Origin of the sequence: Pandoraea vervacti, assembly GCF_000934605.2 — a bacterium.
Lineage (GTDB): Bacteria > Pseudomonadota > Gammaproteobacteria > Burkholderiales > Burkholderiaceae > Pandoraea > Pandoraea vervacti.
In genome coordinates, this window is sequence record NZ_CP010897.2 from 463,228 (window position 1) to 488,852 (window position 25,625).

A 25,625-nucleotide genomic window follows, 5' to 3' on the forward strand; every position below is an offset into this window, starting at 1 on the left:
CTGTAGCGCGCGATAGCCTCAGGTCTCGTCCGTTGCCAGACCCGCGCGCCGCAACGCCACCCGCGACAGCGCGGCCCAGTCGCGTTGTCCTTCGCCGTGTGCGAGGCTGTCGAGATGATTGTCGCGCAGCACGCTCGCGAAGGGCATCGGCACGTTGGCGGCTTCTCCTGCGAGCAGGGCGAGACGCACGTCCTTTGCGCCCAGCGAGAGTTTGAACCCCGCCGGTTCGAACACCTGCTTCGAAATCGACGCGCCGTATCCGGTGTACGCCGGCGTGTTGAATATCGTCGTCGTGATCATGTCGAGGAAATCGCTCCCCGCCACGCCGTGTCCCTGTGCGAGCGCGGCCGCTTCGCTCATCGACTCGATGGCGCTGGCGATCATGAAGTTCGAGGCGAGCTTCACCACGTTCGCGTTCTCGGGGGCATCGCCAAAACGCCATGTGCGCTGACCGAGTACGTCGAACAGCGGCGCAAGCGCATCGAGCGTGTTCGGCTGACCGGCTGCCAGAATGTTGAGCTTGCCGGCTTGCGCAACATTCACGCGGCCGAGCACGGGGGCTGCCACGTAGCGCAGATCGAGCGCCTCGCAATGCGCGCGCATTTCACGGGCAAATGCCAGCGAGACGGTCGCCATGTTCACGACGATCGCTCCCGGCGTGAGCGCGGCGAGCGCGCCGCCGTCGACGAGCACGTCGCGCGAGGCGTCATCGTCGGCGAGCATGGCGATAAGGACGTCGACACCGAGGGCGGCCTGAGCGGGGCTGGATGCGGCGAATGCGCCGTGCGCCGCCAGCGTGTCGACGGGCTCGGCCGAGCGGTTCCACACACGCAGCGCGAAGCCGGCGTCGAGTAGATTGCGTGCCATGGGGGCACCCATCGTGCCGAGTCCGAGAAATCCGATATTCATTACCTTCTCCTGATGCCTGGGGTGAGGTTGACGCGCGGGCGACGGCGCCCGCAGCGCCGGGCCCACGTGTCCATCGACACACCCTGCGGGGCGCGGGGCGCCGGCACCCATCGAAAGCATGACACCGGACGCGGGTTTTCGCAGGGCAGACGGGCGTACCGGTAAGATGTTCGCCATTGTCGGGTTTGTGCGCGTGCGTGTTGCACACCCATGGCGTTCACCTTGGCGTTCACCTTGGCGTTCATTTAGGCAGGTTCCGGCGTCGTCGAACCCTCGGCCCCTGTCTGCCACCGTGTGCGGCCCGACCCACCGACTGTCCCCAGCCACCAATGACCGTTCGTTACCACTGGCCGACCTTCCAGACGCTGCCGTATCCGGTCTACTTCCGCAACGACGAGTTCGACGCGCAGACCGCATGGGTACCGCATCGCCACGACTGGGGAACGTTCAGCTACGTGGCCCGTGGCGTGATGCAGATGGAGATCGAAGGCGCGCGGTTCCTGTCGCCGCCACAGTACGCCGTTTGGGTGCCGCCGAAGGCCACGCACGCGAGCTTCAACGCCGAAGCCATCGTCTACCGGTCCGTGTACATCGACGCTTCGCTTGCCACCGCGCTACCGGCGCAGGCGGCGACGTTGCGCATCAGCGGGCTGTTGCGCGCGATGCTGAACGACTTCGCCGAGCGCGGTGTGGCGTGTCCGCAGACCGAGGCGGACAAGCGGCTTGCGCACGTACTGGTCGATCAGATTGCGCTCGCCCCCGCCGAACCGCGTTTCCTGCCGCAGGCGAGATCGCCTTCGCTGGTCCGTGTGCTCGATGCATTACAGAGCGAGCCGGGGGACAACCGGACCGTGGACGAATGGGCGAAGACCGTCTCCATGACGGAGCGCACGTTGGCGCGTCACTGTCTGATGGAGCTGGGGATGACGTTGGGGCAATGGCGCCAGCGCATGCGCTTCTTGCGCGCCATCGAGGCATTGGAGGCGGGGCGCACGGTGAAGTCGATCGCGTTCGATCTGGGTTACGCCACGCCTTCGACCTTCATCGAGATGTTCACGCGCCAGTCGGGACTGACGCCGGAGCAGTTCCGGCGTCAGGTGATTTTCAGTACGATGGCGCGCGACGCGACGTGAAGGTTTCGCTCCAACACCGCACACACACCGCACACACACCGCACGAACACCGCACGAACACCGCACGAACACCGCACACACACCGCCCGCATCTGCGCCCGGTATCGACGTTACCGCTTGAACGCGAGCAACTGCGCGCCTTCGGGCACCTGATCGCCGACCGCGTAAAGCACTTCCTCGATCTCGCCGTCTGCCGGTGCGCTGATGGTGTGCTCCATCTTCATCGCCTCCATCACCAGCAGCGGCGCGCCTTTCTCGACCTTCGTGCCCGCGGCGGCAAGCACGGCAATGACCTTGCCCGGCATGGGGGCCGTCAGACGGCCCTCACCGCCTTCGTGCGCACCGGCCTGCGCCAGCGGGTCATGCCAGCGCAGCGTCCACGACAGCCCGTCGGCGAAGACATGGGCCGTCTCATGCTCGAAGTCGACGTGCCCCTGCACGCGGCGCTCGCCAAGCGTCACGCGGTACACGCCGGCCTCGTGCACATAGCGGTACGGGTAGGTCTGCCCGCCGATGGCGAGTGTGCTGGCCTGCGCGCCGCTCGTGAGCACGGCATCCAGGCGTGTCTCGCCGTGATCGAACGACAGCGTACGCTGATAGTCGCAGTTCAGACGCCAGCCCGTCGCAAGCTGCCAGGGCGAATGACGGTCGATGCTGTCCTGATATTTGCGCAAGCCGACGACCGTCTCGCGAGCGAGCTGGGCAGCCACGGCAAGCGCCAGCGTCGTGGCGGGCACAGGCGCAGCCGCCGGAAACAGCGTGTCGCGATGGCGCTCGATGAGACCCGTGTCGAGGTCGGCGCCGGCGAAGGGCTCGCTCGCCACGAGGCGTCCGAGGAACGCAATGTTCGTCTGTACGCCCACCACACGGTATTGACCCAGCGCGCGGCGCATGCGCGCGAGCGCCTCGTCGCGATCCTGCCCCCACACGATCAGCTTGGCGATCATCGGGTCGTAGAACGGGGAGATGGTGTCGCCTTCGCGCACGCCCGAATCGATACGCACGGCCGCGGGCGACGTCGCGCTGCCGATATCGAACTGCACCGCCGCCGGCGCACGCAACGTCGAGAGCCTGCCGGTCGACGGCAGGAAGTTGTTGTCCGGGTTCTCGGCGTAAATGCGCGCTTCGAGCGAATGCCCGTGAATGCGCAACTCCTCCTGCTTGCGCGGCAGCACTTCACCGGCGGCCACGCGCAATTGCCATTCGACCAGATCGAGACCGGTGATCATCTCCGTGACCGGATGCTCGACCTGCAGGCGCGTATTCATCTCCATGAAGTAGAACGAGCCGTCCTGGTTGGCGATGAACTCGACCGTACCTGCGCCCACGTAACCCACGGCGCGCGCGGCATTGCATGCGGCCTCGCCCATCGCCCGGCGGCGCTCATGCGTCATGCCCGGCGCCGGGGCCTCTTCCAGCACCTTTTGATGGCGCCGCTGCACCGAGCAATCGCGCTCGAACAGGTAGACGCAGTTGCCGTGCGTGTCGGCGAACACCTGAATTTCGATGTGACGCGGACGCGTCAGATACTTCTCCACCAGCACCCGTTCGTCACCGAAGCTGCTGGCGGCTTCGCGCTGGCACGAGGCGAGCGCGGCGCGGAACGCTTCGCTGCTCTCGACCACGCGCATGCCCTTGCCGCCACCGCCTGCGCTGGCCTTGAGCAGCACCGGATAGCCGATCTCGTCGGCGCGTGCATGCAAAAACGCCGCGTCCTGGTTGTCGCCGTGATAGCCCGGCACCAGCGGCACCGCTGCGCCTTCCATCAGTGTCTTGGCCGCGCTCTTGCTGCCCATGGCACGGATGGCGCCGACCGGCGGGCCGATGAAGACGATGCCGGCGTCGTGGCATGCGGCGGCGAACGCTTCGTTCTCGGACAGGAAGCCGTAGCCCGGATGGATGGCCTGAGCGCCGGTGGCCTTGGCCGCATCGATAATGGCGTCGATGCGCAGATAGCTCTCGCGTGCGGCGGCGCCCCCCACATGCACGGCTTCGTCGCACACGGCAACGTGCTTGGCCTGTGCGTCGGCATCGGAGTAGACGGCGACCGTGCGAATGCCCAGACGGGCGGCCGTCGCTGCCACACGGCAGGCGATTTCGCCGCGGTTGGCGATGAGGATCTTGTCGAACATGTTGCCTCCGGAAAATGATCGATTTGGGCGGCGCTTGTGCGCGGGAAATGTCGCTTGTGACGCCATTCCCTCACACTTGCCCCATTCTCTTTGCAATTCAGCGATGCCGCCACGGCGAATCGTCTCGTGCGATTTTCCCGCTGCGGCGGCCCTTCATACCTTCAAGCCTTCAATCCTTCACTCGTTCAGCGCCAGCGCGCTCGCCTCGCGCTCACTTAATGCTTCGCACAGGGTTTGAGGTTGTCGCATGCACCAGCGTTATCGGCGCTCAAGGCGGCGTCGGCGCCGTCGACGTTCTGCGCGCCGAGCTTTTCCTCCGTCGACGTGCGCATGCCGAGTCGCGCCAGCAGTGCGCGGTCGTGCTCGGCCTGCGGGTTTTGCGTGACGAGCAGCTTCTCGCCATAGAACATCGAGTTCGCTCCGGCGAGAAAGCACAGCGATTGCAGCGCGTCGTCCATCATCTCGCGTCCTGCCGACAGACGCACCATCGCGCGCGGCATCGTGATACGGGCCACCGCGATCATGCGCACGAAGTCGAACGGGTCCACGCTCTCGTTGTGCTCCAGCGGCGTGCCTTCCACTTTCATCAGGTTGTTGATGGGCACCGATTCCGGATACGGCGACATGTTCGCCAGTTGAGCGATCAGCCCGGCGCGCTCGCGACGCGTTTCTCCCAGGCCGACGATCCCGCCGCAGCAGACCTTCAGGCCCGCGTCGCGCACACGGGCGAGCGTGTCCAGACGATCCTGATAGGTGCGCGTCGTGATGACCTGGCCATAGAACTCGGGGGACGTATCGAGATTGTGGTTGTAGTAGTCGAGGCCCGCGTCACGCAGTTGCTGCGCCTGACCGTCGCGCAGCATGCCGAGCGTCACGCACGTCTCCAGGCCGAGCGCCTTCACGCTGCGCACCATTTCGCCCACGGCATCGACCTGATGCGGCTTCGGGCTGCGCCATGCGGCGCCCATGCAAAAGCGCGTGGCGCCTGCGTCCTTGGCGCGCTGGGCGGCGGCCACGACTTCGTCGATCGGCATGAGCTTCTCGGCTTGCACGCCGGTGTCGTACTTCGCCGATTGCGGGCAGTACGAGCAGTCCTCCGGGCAGCCGCCGGTCTTGATCGACAGCAGCGTGGAGAGCTGTACGGCGTTGGCGTCGAAATGCTCGCGATGCACCTGCTGGGCGCGGAAGATCAGATCGTTGAACGGCAGCGCGAACAGCGCTTCGATCTGCGCGACGGTCCAGGGCGTGTCGTTGCGACGCAGGGCTTCATCGTGTCCGTGAGCGGCGGTGTGGGCGTGAACTTGCATGGTGTGATTCCTTGAATTCCGTAGTTTCGTTAGCCGGTGCGACAGTCAGCATGCATGCGCTCGGGGCGCTGCACGATGCCTGGACGCGTCGACCAGGGGGGCGATGTCGAGGTATCCGGAGGCGGTCGCCGCATCGGGGTGCGGCAGATGCGGCACGCGTCCGAGCAACGGTGCGTCCAGTCGCGTGGCGATCGCCTCGATGTTGGCGTCCACGTGACGCATGTCCGGGTCGACGTGATTCGCCACCCAGCCTGCCAGTGTCAGGCCTCGCGAGGCGATCGCTTCGGCGGTCAACAGTGCATGGCTGATGCAGCCCAGCCGCAGGCCGACGACGAGGATCACCGGCAGGGCGAGCTGGCGTGCGAGGTCGGCGGTGTCGGGGGCGCTGGCGTCAGGGCCGAGCGGCACACGAAAGCCGCCGACCCCTTCGACGATCACCAGATCCGCCCGCGCCGCGACGCGGGCGTAGCCCGCCCGGATCACGCTGCAATCGAGCGCCACGCCTTCGGCGGCAGCGGCGATGTGCGGCGCGCTCGCGTCTTTGAGCACGTAGGGGCAGTACCAGTCGTCCGGCAACTTCAGACTGCTTGCGTGATGCAGTTGCTCGACGTCTTCGTTGACGAAGCGCCCATTGCGCTCCGACGCACCGGCGGCGACCGACTTCAGCCCGGCGCACACCAACCCGCGACGTGCCGCCGCATGCAGCAATGCCGACGAGACGAGCGTCTTGCCGATTTCGGTATCCGTGCCGGTGACGAAGAAGGCGTGACGCGCCGGTGCGATGCGTGCGACCGGCGTCTGGAGGGCGAGAGGGAGAGTGTGTTCAGCCATGGGCGTGCTCCGTCCAGTCCCGATCGAGTTGATTGATGGCGCGCGTCACACGCTCGACATCAGCAACCGTATGCGCTGCGCTCAACGTCAGACGCAGGCGCGATGTTCCGGGCGCCACCGTCGGCGGCCGGATGGCAGGTACCCACAGACCGGCCTCGGCGAGCCCCGCCTGCGCGTGCAGTGCGGCGGCGTTCTCGCCGAGGATGATCGGCTGCACGCCCGTGGGCGAGACCATGTGATGCCAGTGCGTGAGCGCGAGCGAGTCACGCAGTTGCGCGATGCGCGCCTGCAATGCGGCGCGCCGCTCGCGCCCTTCATCGCCGGCAATGATCTTCAGGCTGGCGATGAGAGCATGGGCCTGCGACGGCGCCGCCGCCGTCGTGAAGATGTAAGGACGCGCCCGGTTGATGAGCCATTCGACGACGCGGCGGTTGGCCGCGACGAACGCGCCGCCGACACCTGCCGCCTTACCTAACGTGCCGATGATGACGAGGTTGGGCGAGCACATGTCGAAGTGCTCGAACACGCCACGACCGTTCTCGCCCACGACGCCGAAGCCGTGCGCGTCATCGACGATCAGCCAGGCATTGTGGCGCTCGGCGAGCGCGAGCAGTTGCGGCAGCGGGGCGATGTCGCCGTCCATCGAGAACACGCCGTCGGTCACGATCAGCTTCGTCTGCGCGGCGCTCGCGTCGAGCAGCGCGGCAAGGGCGTCGACGTCGCCATGGGCATAGACGTGCGTTTTCGCGCGCGACAGACGGGCGCCGTCGATCAGCGATGCATGGTTGAGCGCTTCGGAAAAGATCTCGGCGTCCTTGCCGGCGAGCGCCGAGATCGTGGCCAGATTGGCCATGTAGCCGGTGCAGAAGTACAGCGCGCGAGCGTCGACCAGATGCGGCGACATGAACTCGGCGAGGGCGTCTTCGAGCGCCGCGTGCGCTTGCGAGTGTCCGCTGATCAGGTGCGATGCACCGCTGCCCGCACCGTAGCGCTGTGCACCTTCGATGAGGGCTTCGACGACCTTGGGGTGCGCGGCAAGTCCGAGGTAATCGTTGCTGGCGAAGGCGAGAATGTCGCGACCGTCCGCGCGCACGTGCGGCTGACACGGGGTGGACACCACGCGATGGCGTCGGCGCAGATGCTGCCGGTCGATTTCCGCGAGGCCGGCGTCGAGACGATCGAGCAGGGGATGGTTCGTCATACCGTCATCTCCTCGTGCGATGTCGTCGTGCGCATCGCGCCCATCGTGTTATCGAAGGCGGCGAGCGTTTGCCGGGCGAGCCAGTCGATGGTGTCGTCGTCCAGCACGTAGGGCGGCATCAGATACACGGTCGCGCCGATGGGACGCAGCAACACGCCGCGCGCACGGGCTTCGGTGTAGAAGCGTTTCGCGAACGCGCCGGCTACGCCGGGCGCCTGCGGCAGCACGGCGTCGAACGCCCAGATCATGCCGCGATGACGCACGTGTTTCGCGCGCGGATCGTCGGCCAGCGCTGCCAGGCCCCGCGTGAGGCGTTGCGCCCGCATGGCGTTGGCGGCGAGCACGTCGTCGTCGGCGATGATATCCAGCGTGGCCAGTGCGGCGCGGCACGCCAGCGGATTGCCGGTGTACGAGTGCGAGTGCAGGAAGCCACGGGCGGTGTCGTCGTCGTAGAAGGCGTCGTAGATGGCGTCGCGCGAGAGCACGAGCGAGAGCGGCAGATAGCCGCCGCTGATGCTCTTGGACAGCGTAAGCAGATCGGGCCAGATGCCCGCTTGCTCACTCGCGAAGAACGTGCCGGTGCGGCCGCACCCGACGGCAATTTCGTCCGCGATCATGTGAGCGCCGTGCCGGTCGCACAGCGCACGCACGAGGCGCAGATACTCGGGATCGTGCATCGCCATGCCCGCTGCGCACTGCACGAGGGGCTCGACGATGACCGCGGCGATGCGTCCTTCGCGTTGCGTGAGCAGCGTATCGAGTTCGGCGGCAGCGCGGCGCGCCACATCGACCGACGTTTCTCCGTCGCGTGCGTTGCGCGCGTCGGGCGATGCGACAACGTGCGCATGACGCAACAGCGGATCGTACGCGTCGCGAAACAGCGCCACGTCGGTGACGGCCAGCGCACCAAGCGTCTCGCCGTGATAGCCGTTGCGCACGCACACGAACTCGCGCTTGTCGCCGTGGCCCTGATTGCGCCACGCATGAAAACTCATCTTCAGGGCAATCTCGACAGCGGACGCGCCGTCGGACGCAAAGAACGCGTGGCCGAGCACCCCGCCGGTCAATGCCGAGAGCCGTTCGGCTAGCGAGACGACCGGTTCATGCGTAAAGCCCGCGAGCATGGCGTGTTCGAGGCGGCCAAGCTGATCGACGAGCGCCGCGTTGATGCGCGGGTTGGCATGGCCGAACAGATTGACCCACCACGAGCTGATCGCATCGAGGTAGCGCTCGCCGGCAGTATCGACGAGCCAGGGGCCTTCGCCGTGAGACAGCGCGACGAGGGGCAGCTTTGCCTGTTGCTTCATCTGCGTGCAGGGGTGCCAGACCTGTCGCAGACTGCGCGCGGCGAGATCACCGGGACCGGTGGGGGGGCGCGTGGAGGCGTCCATCGTTGACTCCTTGGAGGGCCGTACAAAACAACGATCGTCGCGACGATCGCCGTTCGTGCGGCTGGCCGGTGCGGCGCAGGAAACTGCGCTGGGTTGCACGAGGCCGGAGGTGGGGGATGGGCGCATGGTAGGCAAAGCGATTTGGCAGGGCAATAGGCGGAATTGGTGCGAAAAATCGCTGTTTTGCTGGCCGTAAAGAGACGTTATCGACAATTTCGTAAATCTCGCCGTCAACGTTGCGGCATCTCCGCCGCCACCCCTCGCAAATAAATTTTGTAACCGACGGCATGCGTCGATCGGCGCCGACCGGCGACGATCTGCGCTCGATCAGGAAACGTCGCGCCACGACGGCGAACGCTTCTCCAGGAACGAGCGCACGCCCTCGCGTCCTTCGTCGGAGGCACGGATCCTGGCGATGCGATCGGCCGTATCGGCAATGGCGGCCTCGTCGATGGCGCGGGCGGCGAAGTCCTGCACCAGACGTTTGCATTCCTTCACGGCGTTCGGGCTGTTGTCGACGAGCGCCTTGGTCAGCGCGCTGACCGTGCTGTCGAGGGCGTCTGCGCTCACGACTTCGTGCACGAGACCGAGGCGCTGTGCCGTGGCCGCCGTGAAGCGTTCGGCCGTCACGAAGTAGCGTCGCGACGCCTGCTCGCCCAGCGCACGGATCACGTACGGGCCGATGGTGGCGGGAATCAACCCGAGCTTCGCTTCCGACAGACAGAAGTGCGCGGTGTCAACGGCCACCACCACGTCTGCGACTGCCGCGAGTCCCACGCCACCGGCATAGGTGTCGCCCTGCACCCGCGCGATCACCGGCTTCGGGCAGCGATAGATCGTGTTGAGCATGACGGCGAGCGTCATGGCGTCGGCGCGGTTCTCGGTGTCCGAGTAACCGGCCATCTTCTTCATCCAGTTCAGATCGGCGCCGGCGCAAAAGGCGACACCTTCGGCCGCCAGCACGATGGCGCGCACGTCGTCGTTCGTGGCGAGCGCCCGGAACGTGCCCGTCAATTCCTCGATGACGGTTTCGTTGAAGGCGTTACGCACATCCGGTCGGTTGAGCGTGACGGTGGCGACGTGGGCATCGACACTGAGCTTGAGCGTTGCGAGGTTCATGACGGCAATCCTTGACGATTCGATGACGCGGTATGGCGTGTGGTATTGGCGTATTACCGACGCCACCCGCGCCACTCACGGCTTACATGCGGAACAGGCCGAAGCGTGTCTCCGGAATGGGGGCGTTGAGCGCTGCGGACAGCCCGAGTCCGAGCACGGTGCGCGTGTCGGCGGGATCGATCACGCCGTCGTCCCACAGGCGCGCACTCGCGTAGAACGGATGGCCCTGACGCTCGTACTGGTCGCGGATCGGTTGCTTGAAGGCATCTTCTTCCTCCGCGCTCCACTGACCGCCCTTTGCCTGGATGCCGTCGCGTTTGACGGTTGCAAGCACCGACGCGGCCTGCTCGCCGCCCATCACGGAAATGCGCGCATTCGGCCACATCCACAGGAAGCGCGGCGAGTAGGCGCGACCGCACATGCCGTAGTTACCAGCGCCGAACGAGCCGCCGATGATGACGGTGAACTTCGGCACGTTGGCCGTGGCGACGGCCGTCACCATCTTCGCGCCATGCTTGGCGATCCCTTCGTTTTCGTATTTGCGACCGACCATGAAGCCGGTGATGTTCTGCAAAAAGATCAGCGGAATCTTGCGTTGGCAGCACAGTTCGATGAAGTGCGCGCCCTTTTGCGCGGACTCGGAGAACAGAATGCCGTTGTTCGCGACGATACCCACCGGATAGCCCCACAGGTGCGCAAAGCCGCAAACCAGCGTGGTGCCGTAACGCGCCTTGAATTCGTCGAATTCGGAGCCGTCGACCAGACGCGCGATGACTTCGCGCACGTCGAACGGCTTCTTCGTGTCGGCGGGGATCACGCCATAGAGTTCGCGCGCGTCGTACTTCGGCTCGACCGGTGTCCTGACGGCCACGGTCGCCGGCTTGCGACGGTTCAGGTTCGCCGCGATGCTGCGCGCGATGGACAGCGCATGCGCGTCGTTCTGCGCGAAGTGGTCGGCGACTCCCGACAGGCGCGTGTGCACGTCGGCGCCGCCGAGGTCTTCGGCACTGACCTCCTCGCCCGTCGCGGCCTTCACCAGCGGCGGGCCGCCGAGGAAAATCGTGCCTTGTTCCTTGACGATGATCGACTCGTCGCTCATGGCCGGCACATACGCGCCACCGGCCGTGCACGAGCCCATCACCACGGCGATCTGCGGAATGCCCTGCGCGGACATTTGCGCCTGGTTGTAGAAGATGCGGCCGAAGTGGTCGCGATCGGGAAAGACGTCGTCCTGGTTCGGCAGGTTGGCGCCGCCCGAGTCGACCAGATAGATGCACGGCAGATGGTTCTGCTCGGCGATCTCCTGGGCGCGCAGGTGCTTCTTGACCGTCATGGGGTAGTAGGTGCCGCCCTTGACCGTGGCGTCGTTGCACACGATCACGCATTCCTGACCGGACACGCGGCCGATGCCGGTGATGATGCCCGCGCCCGGCGCCTCGTCGTGATACATGCCCGTCGCGGCGAGTTGCGACAGTTCGAGGAAGGGCGAGCCTGGATCGAGCAGTTGCTGCACGCGATCGCGCGGCAGCAGCTTGCCGCGACCGACATGCTTCTTGCGTGCCGCCTCACCGCCGCCGCCGGCCAGTTGCGCGATACGGGCGCGCAGTTCGTCAACGACGGTCTGCATGGCGGACGCATTGCGTGCAAAGTCTTCGCTGCGCGGGTTGAGTTTGCTTTCAAGAATCGGCATGTGACGAAATCCGGTGGAGTGTGAGTTGTCGTTGAGTGCTTGTGCAGGCGGCTGTCGCGCACGACCACGCTCGCGTGCGAATGCGGTGTCAGTCGAACAGATCGCCGTCGATATAACGCCAGCGGCCGTCGTCGGTGCGCTCGAAACGGCTGCGCTCATGCAGGCGGTGTGCGCGTCCACCGACTTTGTAGCGCGCCACGAATTCGACTTCCGCATGCGAGTCGTCGCGTTGCAGATGCGCCTTGACCTGAAGGCCGAGCCACTGTGGCGCGTCGTCGAAGTCGAGTGTCGCGGGGCGCGTGCGGGCAGCCCACGTCTCGAGCAGATACGGCGCGTCGTGACGAACGAATGCGGTGTAGCGCGAACGCATCAGCGCTTCGGCCGTCGGCGCAATCTCGCCGCGCTCGAGATAACGGGCGCAGCACGCGTCGAACGAGAGACCGCCGCAGGGGCAGGCGTCGTGTTCATTGTTTTGCGACGGTTGGGGGCTTGCCATGGTGTGTCTTGCCTTGTTGTCAGAGCTTGCCGTGCTTCAGGCAGGCGTCGACCTGCGAGAATCGGTCGAAGCCCCAGAACGGTTCGCCATCCACGATCACGAACGGCGAGCCGAACACGCCGCGCGCCATCGCCAGATCGATCTCGGCCTTCAGATGATCCTTGGCCGCGGGGGAGTTCATGCCGACTTCGAGGGCCTTGCCGTCGATGCCGAGCGCTTCGCCAAGGCGCACGAGTTCGGCCGGCTCGCCGATGTTCACGTCGTCGACGTAAAGCGCACGGAAGATCGACTTCGCGTATTCGGCGGACAGGTCGCCGCCCCGATGGTCCTGCACCCACAGCACGGCGCGCTCGGCGGCCTGTGTCGGGATCGGGAAATGTGTCGGACGCTGGTAGTCGATGCCGTGAAAGCGGGCCGTGCGCTCCACGTCGTGGCGCAGATACTCCGTCTTGATCGGATGCTGCAACGGCGCGCCGGTGCCGTTCACCTTGTAGACGATGTCCAGCAGAATCGGATGCCACGCGACGCCGCGCCCGTTGCGTGAGGCGATGTCGTCGATGCAGGTGCTCGCAAAATACCCATAAGGGGATGCGAAGTCGAAATAAAAGTCGATGGCGGACGTCATGTTCGCTCCGTTTCCGAGTGTTTCCGAGTGACGTTTCTGGCCCGCGAATCAAAAGATACGGCGGTGTGGCAACAGCTTGTTATGAATGACGTGATTCGTCTATTCGTTGTTCGACCTAGTCCTTGCGGCGCGCGTTACCAGGTGAGCGCGTTGCCGTCGTAGTTGTAGAACGCGCCGTTGTACGTGGCGCGCTCGCCCGTTGCTCGCGCGAGCACGCCACGCATGCCGGACACGCTTGTGCGCACGTCGATGTCGGCGTTCTCGCCGCCCATGTCGGTGCGCACCCAGCCCGGGTGCATGGCCACGCAGGTGGCGCGCTGCGCTTCGAGCGACACGGCCTTCACTACCGAATTCACGGCGGCCTTGCTTGCGCGATAGAGCCAACTGCCGTTCGAATCCATCAGCGCGACGCTGCCCATGCGGCTCGACAGGAAACCGAACGCGCCGCCCGCCGCTTCCACGAAGGGCAGCACGAGCGGTGCGACCTGCATGGCGCCCAGCACATTGGTGTGGAACACCCGATCGAACTCCGGTTGCGTGATCGGCGCGAGCCCTGTCGTGCGCACCGAATTCACGCCCGCGTTGTAGATCGCCACATCGAGTTCCACGCCGTCGAGCTGCCAGGACAGCCCCGAGAGCGATTCCACACGCGTGACGTCCAGCTTCAGGGCCTCGGCCCCCAACTCGCGCAGGGCGGCCAGCGCGTCGTCACTGCGTGCGCTCGCGAAGACACGCCAGCCGTCCTCGCGATATTGCCGTACGAATTCCAGGCCGATGCCGCGTGAGGCGCCGATGATGAGCGCTGTTTTCATGAGATACGTGTCCTGTTAGCCGGGGCGGTAGCCGCGCGATGCGACAAGTGCCGTGAGCGGGGGGGCGTCAGACGAGTTCGATGGCCATGGCCGTCGCTTCGCCGCCGCCGATGCACAGGCTAGCCACACCGCGTTTGCCGCCGGTCTTGCGCAGGGCGCCGATCAGCGTGACCAGAATGCGTGCGCCGGAGGCGCCGATCGGGTGACCGAGCGCACAGGCGCCGCCGTGAATATTCACCTTGTCGTGCGGCAGATCGAACTCGTGCATCGCGGCCATGGTGACGACTGCGAACGCTTCGTTGATTTCGTAAAGATCGACGTCCGTCGTCGACCAGCCGGTCTTCTCGAAGAGCTTGCGCATCGCACCGACCGGGGCGGTCGTGAACAGGCCCGGTTGCTGTGCGAACGTGCTGTGTCCGGCGATGCGCGCGAGCGGCGCGAGACCCAGACGCTTCGCGGTGGATTCGCGCATGAGCACGAGGGCTGCGGCGCCGTCGGAGATCGACGACGAGTTCGCAGCGGTCACCGTGCCGTCCTTGCGGAACGCGGCCTTGAGCGTCGGGATCTTCTCGGGATTGGCCTTGAACGGCTGTTCGTCTTGTTCGACAAGCGTGTCGCCCTTGCGGCCCGGCACCGTCACAGCGGTGATTTCCCAGGCGAACGAGCCGTCCTTCGTGGCGTTTTGCGCGCGTTCGAGCGAGGCGATGGCGAAAGCGTCCTGCGCTTCGCGGGTGAAGGCGTAACGGTCGGCGCATTCCTCGGCGAAGGTGCCCATCAGGCGGCCTTTGTCGTAAGCGTCTTCCAGACCGTCGAAGAACATGTGGTCAATGACCTGGCCGTGCCCCATGCGCATGCCGGCGCGCGCCTTGGGCAACAGATAGGGGGCGTTGCTCATGCTTTCCATGCCGCCCGCAACGATCACGTCGGCGCTGCCTGCGACAAGCATGTCGTGGGCGAACATGGCGGCGCGCATGCCCGAGCCGCACATCTTGTTGATGGTGGTGGCGCCGGCGGCGAGCGGCAGGCCGGCGCCCAGCGTGGCCTGACGTGCCGGCGCTTGTCCCTGGCCTGCGGGCAGCACGCAGCCCATCACGACTTCGTCGACCTGTTCCGGCTTGAGGCCGGCGCGCTCGACGGCGGCGCGAATGGCAGCGGCGCCCAGTTGCGGGGCGGCGACGTCGCCGAAAACCCCTTGCAGGCCGCCCATCGGGGTGCGGGCTACCGAGACGATGACGATCGGGTCGTGTTGCATGGCAATCTCCTTGACTCGTTGATGCATTGAACGGGTTAAGGCGCTGGCGCCGTTGTCCTCTCGGACGGGCGGCCAACGCCCGGATATTCAAAGCTTGCGTCCTTCCACGTCCACGCGAGCGCGCACCGGCTCAGGGGTGTCCGGCGGCACGAGGCCATGCCGGACGGCGTCGCTACGCCCGTGGATGACGCAATTCGGCCATCGCTTCCACGCAGCGGTCATAGACGCGCGGCAGGGCTTCGAGGCTGTTCACCGACATGCGCAGATCGCGCACCAGTCCGTCGCGCAGGCCGTACACCCAGCCATGCACCGTGACTGGCTGGTTGCGGGCCCAGGCGTCGCGCAACACGGTCGTGTGGCAGATGTTCACGACCTGTTCGATGACATTCAGCTCACACAGGCGGTCGTGGCGCGAGTCGCGCGAGGGCAGTGCGTCGATCTGGTCGACGTGGCGCTCGTAGACATCGCGTACGTGGCGCAGCCAGTTGTCGACGAGGCCCATCTTCGCGCCGTCGAGCGCGGCGCCCACGCCGCCGCAGCCGTAGTGGCCGACCACCATGATGTGGCGCACCTTCAGGACTTCGATGGCGAACTGCAACACCGACAGGCAGTTCAGATCGCTGTGCACGACCACGTTCGCGATGTTGCGGTGGACGAACACCTCACCCGGGGCCAGCCCCGTGATCTGATTGGCGGGTACGCGAGAGTCCGAGCAGCCGATCCAGAGGTATTCCGGGGTCTGTATTTTGGCCAGTCGCTCGAAAAACGTGGGATCTTCCGCGTTCACGCTGGCGACCCAGGCGCGGTTGTTATCGAGCAGATGGATGAGAGGCTGGTCTTTGTCTTCGGTCATGATCGTGTCATCCGGCGGGCGTGTCCTTGGCTGGTCTCGTCGATATCGTCCAGAGGGCGCAAGCCTCAGGCAGCCGCCGCGCGCGGCGGCGCACCCGGGGCGTCGGCATGGCGGCCGGCGCCGTAGCGATTGACGAAACGCAGCGCGACATCGTACGGATAGAAGTCGTGCATCTGTCCGGCTCGCACCCGATCCTGAAAGCCTTGCCACAGGGCGGGGTCGAAAAAATCCGGATGATGCTGGCTCAGATAGTGCCGCACGCGCGCGTCTCCCGTCAGAAACGTCTCGAACGTCTCGGGAAACACGTCGTGCGGGCCTACACGGTACCAGACTTCCCCCGACATCGCCTCTTCTTCGTTACGGGGTTCCGGCACCCGGCGGATGTGGCAATCCGTCAGATATTCCAGCTCGTCGTAATCGTAGAAGACCACCCGGCCGTGACGGGTCACGCCGAAATTTTTGTACAGCATGTCGCCCGGAAACACGTTCGCCGCCATCAATTCCTTGACCGCGTTGCCGTACTCGCGCATCGCGTGATCCACCTGCGCGTCGGAGGCCGTTTGCAGCCACAGATTGAGTGGCGTCATGCGGCGTTCGATATAGCAGTGACGGATGACGAGCGCGTCGCCGTCGATCTCCAGCAGCGAGGGCACTTCGCTTTGCAACTGGGCGAGCAGGGCGTCGTCGAAACGCGAGAGCGGGAAGGCCACACTGGAGAACTCCAGCGTGTCGGCCATGCGTCCCACGCGATCATGCTGCTTGACCATCAGATACTTCGCTTTCACCTGTTCGCGCGTCGTCTCCTTGGGCGGCGCGAAGCGCTCGCGAATGAGCTTGAAGACATACGGATACGAGGGCAGCGTGAACACCAGCATCACCAGCCCGGGGATGCCGGGGGCGCTGACGAACTTGTCGCTCGAATGCTTCAGGTGATGCAGGAAATCGCGGTAGAACAGATTCTTGCCGTGCTTTTGCAAGCCGACCGACGTGTAGATCTCCGCCTTCGGTTTGCCCGGCATGATGGTGCGCAGGAAGTGCACGTAGGCCGACGGGACTTCCATGTCGACCATGAAATACGCGTGCGAGAAACTGAACATGACGCGCAGGTGCTCGCCGCGCAGCAGCACGGCGTCGAGTGCGAGATGACCGTTGCCGTCATGCACGATCGGGATGGCGAACGGCGTCGTCGCGTCCCCGTTCACGATGCGTCCGACGATGTACGCCGCCTTGTTGCGAAAGAACAGCGACGCGAGCACGTGGATCTGAAAGTTGGGCGCGGCCTCGAACGTGCCGAAAGCCTCTTCGATGGCGCGCATCGCGTAGCCCACATCGCGCGACAGATCGGCGAACGGACGCTGCAACTGGAAGTTCGTGACGATGCGCGTGAGCGTCGCCGCCATGCCGTCCTGCGCCGGATAGTAGACGCGGTACGTTGGTCTGGCCGCCGGCGCGTCGTTCTCGATGTACTCCGTCGCGACCGCAGGGCGCACGAAGATAAAGCGATTGTTGAAGTACGAGCGGTGCAGGATCCTGCAGCACACCGAGTTGAAGAACGTCTCGGCGAGTTCCGGCTGACGATGCTCGGTGAGCAGGCCGATGTAGTGCAGCTTCACTTGCTGCCAGACGTCGTCGTCGAGCGATTGCGCGTCGAACTCGTCTTCCAGCGTGACGATGCATTCGCGAACCCGTTCGTCGTAATAGGCGATGCGGTCACGCTGGAGTTTCTGAATGCCCATGAAATCGCCCGCCTCGAAACAGGCCCGCGCCGCCACACATACCTCGCGGAAGATGCGGTAATGCTTGTCGAAGCCGTCCAGCATCAGGCGGGCGACATCGAAAGCGACCTGCGACGACAGGAGTTTCGGGAAGCGGTTCATACCGGGCGACGGTGATGACGATGACGGCAATGACAGTGATGACGTGCGTCGCTGCGCTTACATCGTCTCGGCGAACAGCTCGCGACCGATCAGCATGCGACGGATCTCGGACGTGCCGGCGCCGATTTCGTAAAGCTTGGCGTCGCGCCACAGACGTCCGACCGGGTATTCGTTGATGTAGCCGTTGCCGCCTAGAATCTGAATCGCCTCGCCCGCCATCCACGTCGCCTTTTCCGCCGTATAGAGAATCACGCCGGCGCAGTCCTTGCGCACCTGACGCACGTGATCGCTGCCGAGCGAATCGAGCTGACGGCCCACCGCGTACAGATACGCGCGGCTTGCCTGCAGGATCGTGTACATGTCGGCGACCTTGCCCTGAATCAGCTGGAATTCCCCGATCGACTGGCCGAACTGCTTGCGGTCGTGGATGTACGGCACCACCACGTCCATGGCTGCCTGCATGATGCCCAGCGGGCCGCCGGCGAGCACGGCGCGCTCATAGTCCAGCCCGCTCATCAGCACCTTCACGCCGCCGCCGACCTGCCCGAGCACGTTCTCTTCCGGCACTTCCACATTCTCGAACACCAGTTCGCCCGTGTGCGAGCCGCGCATGCCGAGCTTGTCGAGCTTTTGCGCGACGGAGAAGCCTTTCATGCCCTTCTCGACGAGGAATGCCGTCATGCCGCGCGCGCCGGCGTCGATGTCCGTCTTGCCGTACACGACCAGCGTGTCGCAGTCCGGGCCGTTCGTGATCCACATCTTCGTGCCGTTGAGCACATAACGGTCGCCGCGCTTCTCGGCACGAAGCTTCATGCTCACGACGTCGGAGCCGGCGTTCGGCTCGCTCATTGCCAGCGCGCCCACGTGTTCGCCCGACACCAGCTTGGGCAGATACTTCGCCTTCTGCGCGGCCGTGCCGTTGCGATGGATCTGATTCACGCACAGGTTCGAATGCGCGCCGTACGACAGGCCGACCGAAGCGGAGGCGCGCGAGATTTCTTCCATCGCGATCATATGGGCGAGATAGCCCATGTTCGCGCCGCCGTACTCTTCCGAGACTGTCATGCCGAGCACGCCCAGATCGCCCATCTTGCGCCACAGGTCCATCGGGAACTGGTCGGTGCGGTCCACTTCCGCCGCGCGTGGCGCGATCTCCTTCGATGCGAAGTTCGCGACCGATTCGCGCAGCATGTCCAGGTCTTCGCCGAGCATGAAATTGAGGCCGGGCAACGTCGTCATGACACAGTCTCCAGAGGGTGGCGCGTGGCGTTCGGCCCGCGCGCATGTTCGATGATGTAGTGGGCTTCTAAAGCGATGTTGCTGCGATGCGTCCGGTGATGCGAACCGATCAGCGTGCCGTGCCTGCCGCCGTGGCGGAATTGACGGGCAGCACGAAGAGCGTTTGCTGCATGAGGGCGCAAAGCGTCCATTGGCCGTGATCGACGGCGAACAGTTCGGCCGTGGCGACGATCAGGGTGCGCCCGGCTTTCACGACCTGACCGCGTCCGACCAGTGTATCGCCCTTGCCGGGGGCCAGAATATTCAGTTTGTACTCTGCGGTGACCAGTTCCTGCTCGGGCGAGATGCGCGTGTAACCGGCGTAGCCCCCTGCCGAATCGGCGATGGCCCCGATCACGCCACCGTGAAAGTAGCCGAGCTGCTGATTGACCTTGTCGGAGAACGGCAGCGAGATCTCGCAAAACCCATCGGCCAGATGCGTGAGCCGCGCGCCCCAATGGGTCATCACGCCTTGTTTGTCAAAACTGGCGCGGATTTTCGCAGCGACGGCGTCGTCGAGCGGAGCGGCGTGAGGGGCAGGGGCGTTGACCATGGTCGCGATGAAAGGGCAGTGAGAAGCCGAGTGCCCCGATGTTACTTAACGTTTACGTAAACGTAAAGTAAGGACTTTCCAGAGGGTGAGGGGGTAAGGGGGTAAGGGGGTAAGGGGGTAAGGGGGTGAGGGGGTGAGGGGGTGAGGGCGTTGGATGGGCGGGGACCGGCGCTGCCCTGACGGAGAGACTTTCAGGTGGAACGGAGTCAGGGTAGTGCTGGTCCCCGCGGCCCTGGGGGTGGGCGGAGGGCGAGGGGGAGTGAAGCGGGATGTGGTGTTGTCAGTGAGAGGCCGCCGCAGCCTTGGGGCGTCGGGCGATGGGCGGCACGGCTTCACCGGCGGCTTCGAGCAGCGACAGGCATTGGGCCTCGTGCTGGGAGACTTCGTCGAGCGTGGCGTGGAGGTCTTCGAGTTGCTGTTCGAGCACCTGACGATGCTGGGCGAGCGTTTCGAGGAAGACTTTCAGTTGCGGCACCGTGTCTTTCGGCGACTCGTAAAGGTCGAGAATCGTCTTGATTTCGGATAGGGTCAGTCCGAGGCGTTTGCCGCGCAGGGTGAGTTTCAGGCGTGTGCGATCCTGACCGGTATAGACACGATGGCGCCCGCCGGGGCCTTCGCGGGCGGGCGTGAGCAGACCCTGATCCTCGTAAAAGCGGATCGCGCGGGGGGTGATGTCGAACTCGCGGGCGAGGTCGGTAATCGTGTATGTGAGCATCGGGTCGGGTTATGCGATGTGAAGCACAGGGTTAAGCGAATGCTTACCATTGCAGATAGAATTGCCGTTTACGTTAGCGTCAACTTGCATCGTATGCAATCGGTGATGGCGTCAACCGACAACAAGAGAACAAGTCCCTCTGGAGTGTGGTCCCCGTGAATGCCCTCGAACAACAACTGAACTATCCCCTTGGCGATTTCCTGCCCGACGGCGGCACCGTGCATGAAGTCGTCCCCGGCGTCTTCTGGGTCCGCATGCCGTTGCCATTCGTGCTCGATCACATCAACCTGTGGCTGCTGCGCGATGAAATCGACGGCGTCAAGGGATGGACCGTTGTCGACTGCGGCATCACGCATCCCCAGATCAAGGCGTATTGGGAACAAGTGTTCGACAGCGCGCTCGGCGGCGAACCGGTGCTGCGCGTGGTCGTGACCCACTTCCACCCGGATCACCTCGGCCTCGCACACTGGATCTGCAAGGGCGGCGACAAGCAACGCTGGCAAGCGCGCCTCGCCATGTCGCTGGGCGACTATGCCTGGGGGCGTCTCATGTCCGAGGGCGACAACAACAATGCGGCCAACGCCGGGGGCGAATTCGCCGTTGCGCACTTCCTCGCGCACGGGCTGGTCGACGAGGCCATGATCGAGCAGATCCGCAACCGCAAGTCGTACTTCAGCGACCTCGTGCCCGAAGTGCCGTCGCGCTACTTCCGTCTGCGAGATGGCGACTCGCTGCGCATTGGCGGCAGCGACTGGCGTCTGATCGCCGGGTATGGTCATTCACCGGAGCACATGGCGCTCTACTCCGAGCAGCATAACGTGCTCATCTCGGGCGACATGGTGCTGCCGCGCATTTCCACCAACGTCAGCGTCTTCGACATCGAGCCGGAGGCCAACGCGCTGCAACTGTTCCTCGACTCGCTCGGCGTCTATCTCGAACTCCCGGTCGACTGCCTTGTCCTGCCGTCGCATGGTCGGCCGTTCACCGGATTGCACACGCGAATTCAACAGCTTCGCGATCACCACGCCGCGCGCCTGCAAGAAGTGCGCGAGGCATGCGCGAAGTCGCCGCAAAGCGCGGGCGACATCGTGCCCATCATGTTCCATCGCAAGCTCGACGCGCATCAAACCACCTTCGCCATGGGCGAAGCGCTTGCGCACCTGCATATGCTCTGGCGCTCGGGCGAACTCAAACGCGAGCGCGATACCAAGGGCGTGTGGCGCTTCTCGCCGGTCTGATCGTCCTTAGCGCTTTACTTTCATGATGCAGTAAACAAAACGCCCCGCAGACCGAAATCTGCGGGGCGCTATTCATGGCGCGACACGCGCGCCGTTCCTGCTTACGCCGATCTCCGGCGTGCGACGTCAGGCGTGTTGCGGCGACGCCTGAATGTTTCGGCCGTCGCGACCCAGCAGACCGTAGGTCACGAGGCTGATCGTCACCGTCAGCAAAATGTAATAGGCGGGTGCCAGCGGGTTCGCCGTGATCTTGATCAGATACGTGATCCAGAACGGGGCGAGGCCGCCAAACAGCATCACCGAAATGTTGTACAGAATCGAGACACCCGTCGAGCGCACGCCGACCGGAAACACTTCCGTGACGGCCGTCGGGAATGCCCCCCACACGAAGCCCATGCAGATGGCCGGGAGAATCTGCGCGAGCAGCAGATTGCCCATCGACGGCGCGCCGTGCAACCGCGTAAACATCCAGAACGACGTCAGCCCGTAGAGCAGCACGAAAAGCAGAATCAGCGGCTTGCGCCCCACCCGATCCGAGATCCAGCCGGTGAGCGGACAGAGGCACGCGATCAGCATGGCGGCGGTAAACGTCGACAGGCTCGCAGCGCCTTGCGTCAGGCCCAGTTGCTTGACGGCGTAGATCGGCGTGTAGATCAGCGTGACGTAGAACGACGTCGTGGCCGCCACGGTCAGACCGAAGCCCGCGATCAGCGCGCGGTAGTGCTTCGAGAACACATCGGCGAGCGGCGTACGACGGGCCGGCTCACGCGCCGCGGCGTAGGCGAGAAATTCCGGCGACTCCGTCATGCGGCGACGAATGTAAAACCCCACCGGGCCGATCAGAATCCCGAACAGGAACGGCAGACGCCAGCCCCACGACTCGAGCGCTTCCTTCGTCAGCCCGGTGTTCAGGGCATACGCGCACAACCCTGCGAGCGCGACGGCCAGTGCTTGCGAACACATCTGGAAGCTGCCGTAGAAGCCGCGCAGATTCGGCGGAGAGAACTCGATGAGCATGGCCGTCGAGCCACCGAACTCGCCACCCGCCGAGAAGCCCTGAATCACGCGGGCGAGCAGAATCAGCAACGGTGCAGCAAAGCCGATCTGCGCATAGGTCGGTGCGATACCGATGAGGCCCGTGCCGAGCGCCATCAACAGCACCATCACCGACAGCGCCGACTTGCGGCCTGCATGGTCCGCGTACAGACCGAAGGCCAGGCCGCCGATCGGGCGGAAGAAGAACGCGACGCCGAGCGACGCCACGCTCGCGAGCAGCGAGGTCGTATCGTTATCGGCAGGGAAGAAGAGTTTCGCGATCACGACGGCGAAAAGCCCGTAGACCGTGAAGTCGAACCATTCGAACGCATTGCCCAGCGTGGAGCCGATCACCGCTTTGCGACGCAGCGCCGGATCGATGACCGGCGTACCGGTGGGGGTTGTCTGCATGTGCCTCTCCTGCTTGGTTGGGAGTGCCGCAGGCGGATCGGTAGCCGACAGAATGGTCGTCGACACGCGTCCGCTCTATGGCGGCGAGTCCGGATTAACGTCGTGTTTACCTCTGTTCAAGTTACCCGAACACTCTAACGCAGGTTTGGAATGCACCACAATGGGTCAAAAATCAACGATGTCCGCGCCGTCCCTTCCAGTGGTAATCCGTCTGATTCACCCAGTCCCAGTCGCCGGTGTACGGATTGAATTCGTACCCCTGACGAGATTCGGACGTGTAGCAGCCGCCCTTTTCCAGATAGCAGCGCTCCCGCAGGAAGTGGGCGGCGTCGCGTGAGGTGCGAGGCTGCACGGGCGCGACGATGACGGGCGCAGGCGGACGGGGACCGACGATCACAGGGGCCGGTGTCACGATGGCCGGCGCCGGCGTGATGACGACTGGCGGCGGAGCCAGGATGGCGGGACCCGGCTGCACGATGACCGGCGCAGGGACGACGACGGTTGGCGCGGGGCGCACATAGGACGATGGCGGTCCGACGACCTGCCAGTTGCCGGGGTCCATCGCGGCGCATCCTGCCAGCAGCGCGACGGACAGCGCGACGGCGGGTCGCATCAGAAACAAGCCGGAGTGACGACGCAGGACAACGCTGGATGAGGAACAAGCGCGGGGCGCCGCTCGCGGGAAGATGGCGTTCATGGGGACACCGCAGGGTTGGGAAGGCGGGGCACTGTACCCCGCCCAATGCCGCACGCCTGCGCTTCGTCCTGCGATTTGGGGAATGTCCGAGTCGTGGCCGCCGAATGCGCAGGCCGGAGGGTGTCGTGACGGTGTCGCGGCGCAGCGGACGTTGCCGACGCGCCGACGCGCCGACGGAGGCCGTCACAGGGTGAAGCGATCTCGGGTCGTCGTGTAGAAGCCGCCACCGAGTCGCCCGACGGGAGCGTAATCGTCCAGACGGATCCGACACGTGTCACGATCGACCAGGCCGTCGCGCGCATGCAGGCGCAGTACGCGGCCGATGAAGATCCGACGACTCTCGGAACTCAGCGTCTCCCAGACAGTGCATTCGAATGCGACCGGGGCCTCGGCGATACGAGGTGGCGCAATGTCGACACTCGCTGCCGTGGTAAAGCCTGCGGCGTCGAGCTCGCTGATGTCCGACGGCAGTCGCGCGCCGCATCGGTGCATCTTGTCGGCAATCCGTTCGTCGCACAGATGCACCACGAACTCGCCCGCGCGCGCGATATTGACGGCGGTGTCCTTGAGCGCGCCGTCGTCGTGCCGGTTGATGCTCACCATCACGATGGGCGGGTCCTCCCCGAGCATGTTGAACATCGAGAAGGGCGCGGCGTTGACGGTGCCGTCGGCACTGAGCGTCGTGATCAACGCAATGGGCCGGGGCACGATCAGGCTGCTCATCAGCTTGTAACGCTCGTAAGGCGTGAGGTCTCCAAAATCGATTTCCACGCGATCTCCAGTGGCGGAGCCGACAAGGCGGGCGCGCGGCTTCGCCCCGCCTTCTCCGGTTTACTCCAGTTCCACGCCCTTCAGTTCAGGGATGAGGAATACCGTGGCAAGAATGTCGATGACGTAGATGCCCGCGAGCGCTGCAATCGCGATTTCGAACGAGTAGTGCGCCGCGATCACGCCGATCGCCAGCGGACTCAGACCGCCGAAGCCCCGGCCGATGCTCCACAGCACGTTCTGCGCCGTGCCACGGGCATGCGTCGGATAGAGTTCGGCGAGCAGCGCACCGTAGCCGCCCATCATGCCGTTGACGAAAACGCCCATGACGACGCCGCCGATGAGCAGCGCTTCCGGTGTGGTCAGTTGCGAGTACACGAACACCATCACCAGCGCCCCGATCTGATAACCGATGAACGTCGGGCGACGCCCGATACGATCGGCCAGTTGGCCGAAGATCCAGATGCCCACGAGCATGCCGATGATCGACGCGCCGGTCCACACCGCCGATTTCGCGAGGCTGTAACCGAACATCTTCGACAGATACGCCGGCATCCACACGATCAGCCCGTAGTAGCCGAAGTTCTGCACCGAACACAGGATGATGACGCCGATGCTTCGCTTGGTCGTCTGGGCGTCGCGGAACAACGTCTTGATGGGAAATTCACGCTTCTTGCGTGCCGACTTCAGGAAGATCTCCGATTCGCCGATGACCTTGCGGATCACGAACGAGCCGAGCGCCGGCAGCACACCCACGACGAACATGCCGCGCCAGCCGATATGCGGCAACAACAGCGGCGTGAGCACTGCCGCGAGCAGCACGCCAAGTTGCCAGCCCATGCCGACATAAGACGATACCCGCCCGCGCTTCTCCGCCGGCCACGCCTCGATGGCCAGCGCCATGCCGATGCCGAACTCGCCGCCCAGACCGAGGCCCGCGAGGAATCGATAGACCAGCAAGTCCCAATAGCCCGTGGCAAAGGCGCACAGACCGGTAAAGAGCGCGAACACGAGGATTGTGTACGTCAATACGCGAACGCGGCCGTAGTAGTCGCTCAGAATCCCGAAGCCGATGCCACCGAAGATGCCGCCGATGAGCGTGACCGTCACCAGCGAGCCGCCTTGCGTCGCACTGAGCCCGAGATCGACGCTGACCACGCTCATCATGAAACCCAGAATGAGAAGGTCGAAGCCGTCCATGGCATAGCCGGATACGGCTGCGATCAGCGCCCGCATCGGACTATTGCCCGGCTGTCCTGCGCCCGCGCCCGTGCCTGTGCCCTGTGTTGCGGACACCCCCGG

The 25,625-nt window shown here is 64.9% G+C and carries 23 protein-coding genes; 2 read left to right on the forward strand and 21 right to left on the reverse strand.

Going from position 1 to position 25,625, the window contains the following annotated elements; translation table 11 throughout:
- Positions 1-18: 18 nt before the first annotated feature.
- On the reverse strand, positions 19-909 hold the full coding sequence (locus tag UC34_RS02060; protein ID WP_044453570.1) for an NAD(P)-dependent oxidoreductase: 891 nt from the start codon (positions 907-909) through the stop codon (positions 19-21).
- A gap of 329 nt (positions 910-1,238) precedes the next feature.
- On the opposite strand from UC34_RS02060, the gene UC34_RS02065 reads away from it, so the two are divergent.
- Positions 1,239-2,042 (forward strand): AraC family transcriptional regulator, encoded by an 804-nt coding sequence (locus UC34_RS02065; protein ID WP_044453571.1) that lies wholly within the window; start codon positions 1,239-1,241, stop codon positions 2,040-2,042.
- A gap of 110 nt (positions 2,043-2,152) precedes the next feature.
- Here the strand turns inward: UC34_RS02065 and UC34_RS02070 are convergent, their stop codons facing one another.
- From UC34_RS02070 to UC34_RS02145, 16 genes are all read right to left on the reverse strand, one after another.
- Entirely contained in the window at positions 2,153-4,174 is a 2,022-nt protein-coding gene (locus UC34_RS02070; RefSeq protein WP_044453572.1) for an acetyl/propionyl/methylcrotonyl-CoA carboxylase subunit alpha, read from the reverse strand.
- A 215-nt stretch (positions 4,175-4,389) separates the two neighbouring features.
- On the reverse strand, positions 4,390-5,481 hold the full coding sequence (bioB, locus tag UC34_RS02075; RefSeq protein WP_157122976.1) for a biotin synthase BioB: 1,092 nt from the start codon (positions 5,479-5,481) through the stop codon (positions 4,390-4,392).
- A gap of 45 nt (positions 5,482-5,526) precedes the next feature.
- Positions 5,527-6,312: a dethiobiotin synthase gene (gene bioD, locus UC34_RS02080; RefSeq protein ID WP_084070305.1), complete on the reverse strand. Its 786-nt coding sequence runs from the start codon at positions 6,310-6,312 to the stop codon at positions 5,527-5,529.
- Complete coding sequence (gene bioF / locus UC34_RS02085; RefSeq protein ID WP_044453573.1) at positions 6,305-7,513, reverse strand: 8-amino-7-oxononanoate synthase; 1,209 nt, start codon at positions 7,511-7,513, stop codon at positions 6,305-6,307. Before bioF ends, bioD begins: the two co-directional genes overlap by 8 nt.
- Complete coding sequence (gene bioA / locus UC34_RS02090; RefSeq protein WP_044453574.1) at positions 7,510-8,904, reverse strand: adenosylmethionine--8-amino-7-oxononanoate transaminase; 1,395 nt, start codon at positions 8,902-8,904, stop codon at positions 7,510-7,512. The genes bioF and bioA overlap by 4 nt, the downstream gene beginning before the upstream one ends.
- 327 nt (positions 8,905-9,231) lie before the next feature.
- Positions 9,232-10,023: an enoyl-CoA hydratase/isomerase family protein gene (locus UC34_RS02095; protein WP_044453576.1), complete on the reverse strand. Its 792-nt coding sequence runs from the start codon at positions 10,021-10,023 to the stop codon at positions 9,232-9,234.
- Between the two features lie 82 nt (positions 10,024-10,105).
- On the reverse strand, positions 10,106-11,713 hold the full coding sequence (locus tag UC34_RS02100; protein ID WP_044453578.1) for a carboxyl transferase domain-containing protein: 1,608 nt from the start codon (positions 11,711-11,713) through the stop codon (positions 10,106-10,108).
- 88 nt (positions 11,714-11,801) lie between these two features.
- Positions 11,802-12,209, reverse strand: coding sequence for a YchJ family protein (locus UC34_RS02105; protein ID WP_044453580.1), 408 nt, complete (start codon positions 12,207-12,209; stop codon positions 11,802-11,804).
- Positions 12,210-12,228: 19 nt separating this feature from the next.
- Complete coding sequence (locus tag UC34_RS02110) at positions 12,229-12,834, reverse strand: 2-hydroxychromene-2-carboxylate isomerase (RefSeq protein ID WP_044453582.1); 606 nt, start codon at positions 12,832-12,834, stop codon at positions 12,229-12,231.
- A gap of 134 nt (positions 12,835-12,968) precedes the next feature.
- Positions 12,969-13,646 (reverse strand): SDR family oxidoreductase, encoded by a 678-nt coding sequence (locus UC34_RS02115; protein WP_044453584.1) that lies wholly within the window; start codon positions 13,644-13,646, stop codon positions 12,969-12,971.
- A gap of 67 nt (positions 13,647-13,713) precedes the next feature.
- The gene (locus tag UC34_RS02120; protein ID WP_237165214.1) at positions 13,714-14,898 is read right to left on the reverse strand and encodes an acetyl-CoA C-acetyltransferase; all 1,185 of its coding nucleotides are present in this window, start codon (positions 14,896-14,898) and stop codon (positions 13,714-13,716) included.
- Between the two features lie 172 nt (positions 14,899-15,070).
- Positions 15,071-15,751: a carbonate dehydratase gene (gene can, locus UC34_RS02125; protein WP_044453588.1), complete on the reverse strand. Its 681-nt coding sequence runs from the start codon at positions 15,749-15,751 to the stop codon at positions 15,071-15,073.
- 65 nt (positions 15,752-15,816) lie between these two features.
- The gene (aceK, locus tag UC34_RS02130; RefSeq protein WP_044453590.1) at positions 15,817-17,628 is read right to left on the reverse strand and encodes a bifunctional isocitrate dehydrogenase kinase/phosphatase; all 1,812 of its coding nucleotides are present in this window, start codon (positions 17,626-17,628) and stop codon (positions 15,817-15,819) included.
- Between the two features lie 57 nt (positions 17,629-17,685).
- Positions 17,686-18,867 (reverse strand): isovaleryl-CoA dehydrogenase, encoded by a 1,182-nt coding sequence (locus tag UC34_RS02135; protein WP_044453591.1) that lies wholly within the window; start codon positions 18,865-18,867, stop codon positions 17,686-17,688.
- A gap of 109 nt (positions 18,868-18,976) precedes the next feature.
- On the reverse strand, positions 18,977-19,459 hold the full coding sequence (locus tag UC34_RS02140; RefSeq protein ID WP_044453593.1) for a PaaI family thioesterase: 483 nt from the start codon (positions 19,457-19,459) through the stop codon (positions 18,977-18,979).
- 280 nt (positions 19,460-19,739) lie between these two features.
- Complete coding sequence (locus tag UC34_RS02145) at positions 19,740-20,174, reverse strand: MerR family transcriptional regulator (RefSeq protein WP_044453595.1); 435 nt, start codon at positions 20,172-20,174, stop codon at positions 19,740-19,742.
- 155 nt (positions 20,175-20,329) lie between these two features.
- Between UC34_RS02145 and UC34_RS02150 the strand changes: the two genes are divergently transcribed.
- Entirely contained in the window at positions 20,330-21,412 is a 1,083-nt protein-coding gene (locus UC34_RS02150; RefSeq protein WP_044453597.1) for an MBL fold metallo-hydrolase, read from the forward strand.
- Between the two features lie 126 nt (positions 21,413-21,538).
- On the opposite strand, the gene UC34_RS02155 is transcribed toward UC34_RS02150, so the two are convergent.
- The 4 genes from UC34_RS02155 to UC34_RS02170 form a co-directional block, all read right to left on the reverse strand.
- Entirely contained in the window at positions 21,539-22,858 is a 1,320-nt protein-coding gene (locus tag UC34_RS02155) for an MFS transporter (RefSeq protein WP_044453598.1), read from the reverse strand.
- A gap of 172 nt (positions 22,859-23,030) precedes the next feature.
- Complete coding sequence (locus UC34_RS25275; RefSeq protein WP_052810862.1) at positions 23,031-23,471, reverse strand: hypothetical protein; 441 nt, start codon at positions 23,469-23,471, stop codon at positions 23,031-23,033.
- Between the two features lie 267 nt (positions 23,472-23,738).
- Complete coding sequence (locus tag UC34_RS02165) at positions 23,739-24,326, reverse strand: flavin reductase family protein (RefSeq protein ID WP_044453600.1); 588 nt, start codon at positions 24,324-24,326, stop codon at positions 23,739-23,741.
- Positions 24,327-24,386: 60 nt separating this feature from the next.
- The gene (locus UC34_RS02170) at positions 24,387-25,559 is read right to left on the reverse strand and encodes an MFS transporter (protein WP_174556776.1); all 1,173 of its coding nucleotides are present in this window, start codon (positions 25,557-25,559) and stop codon (positions 24,387-24,389) included.
- Between the last annotated feature and the right edge of the window lie 66 nt (positions 25,560-25,625).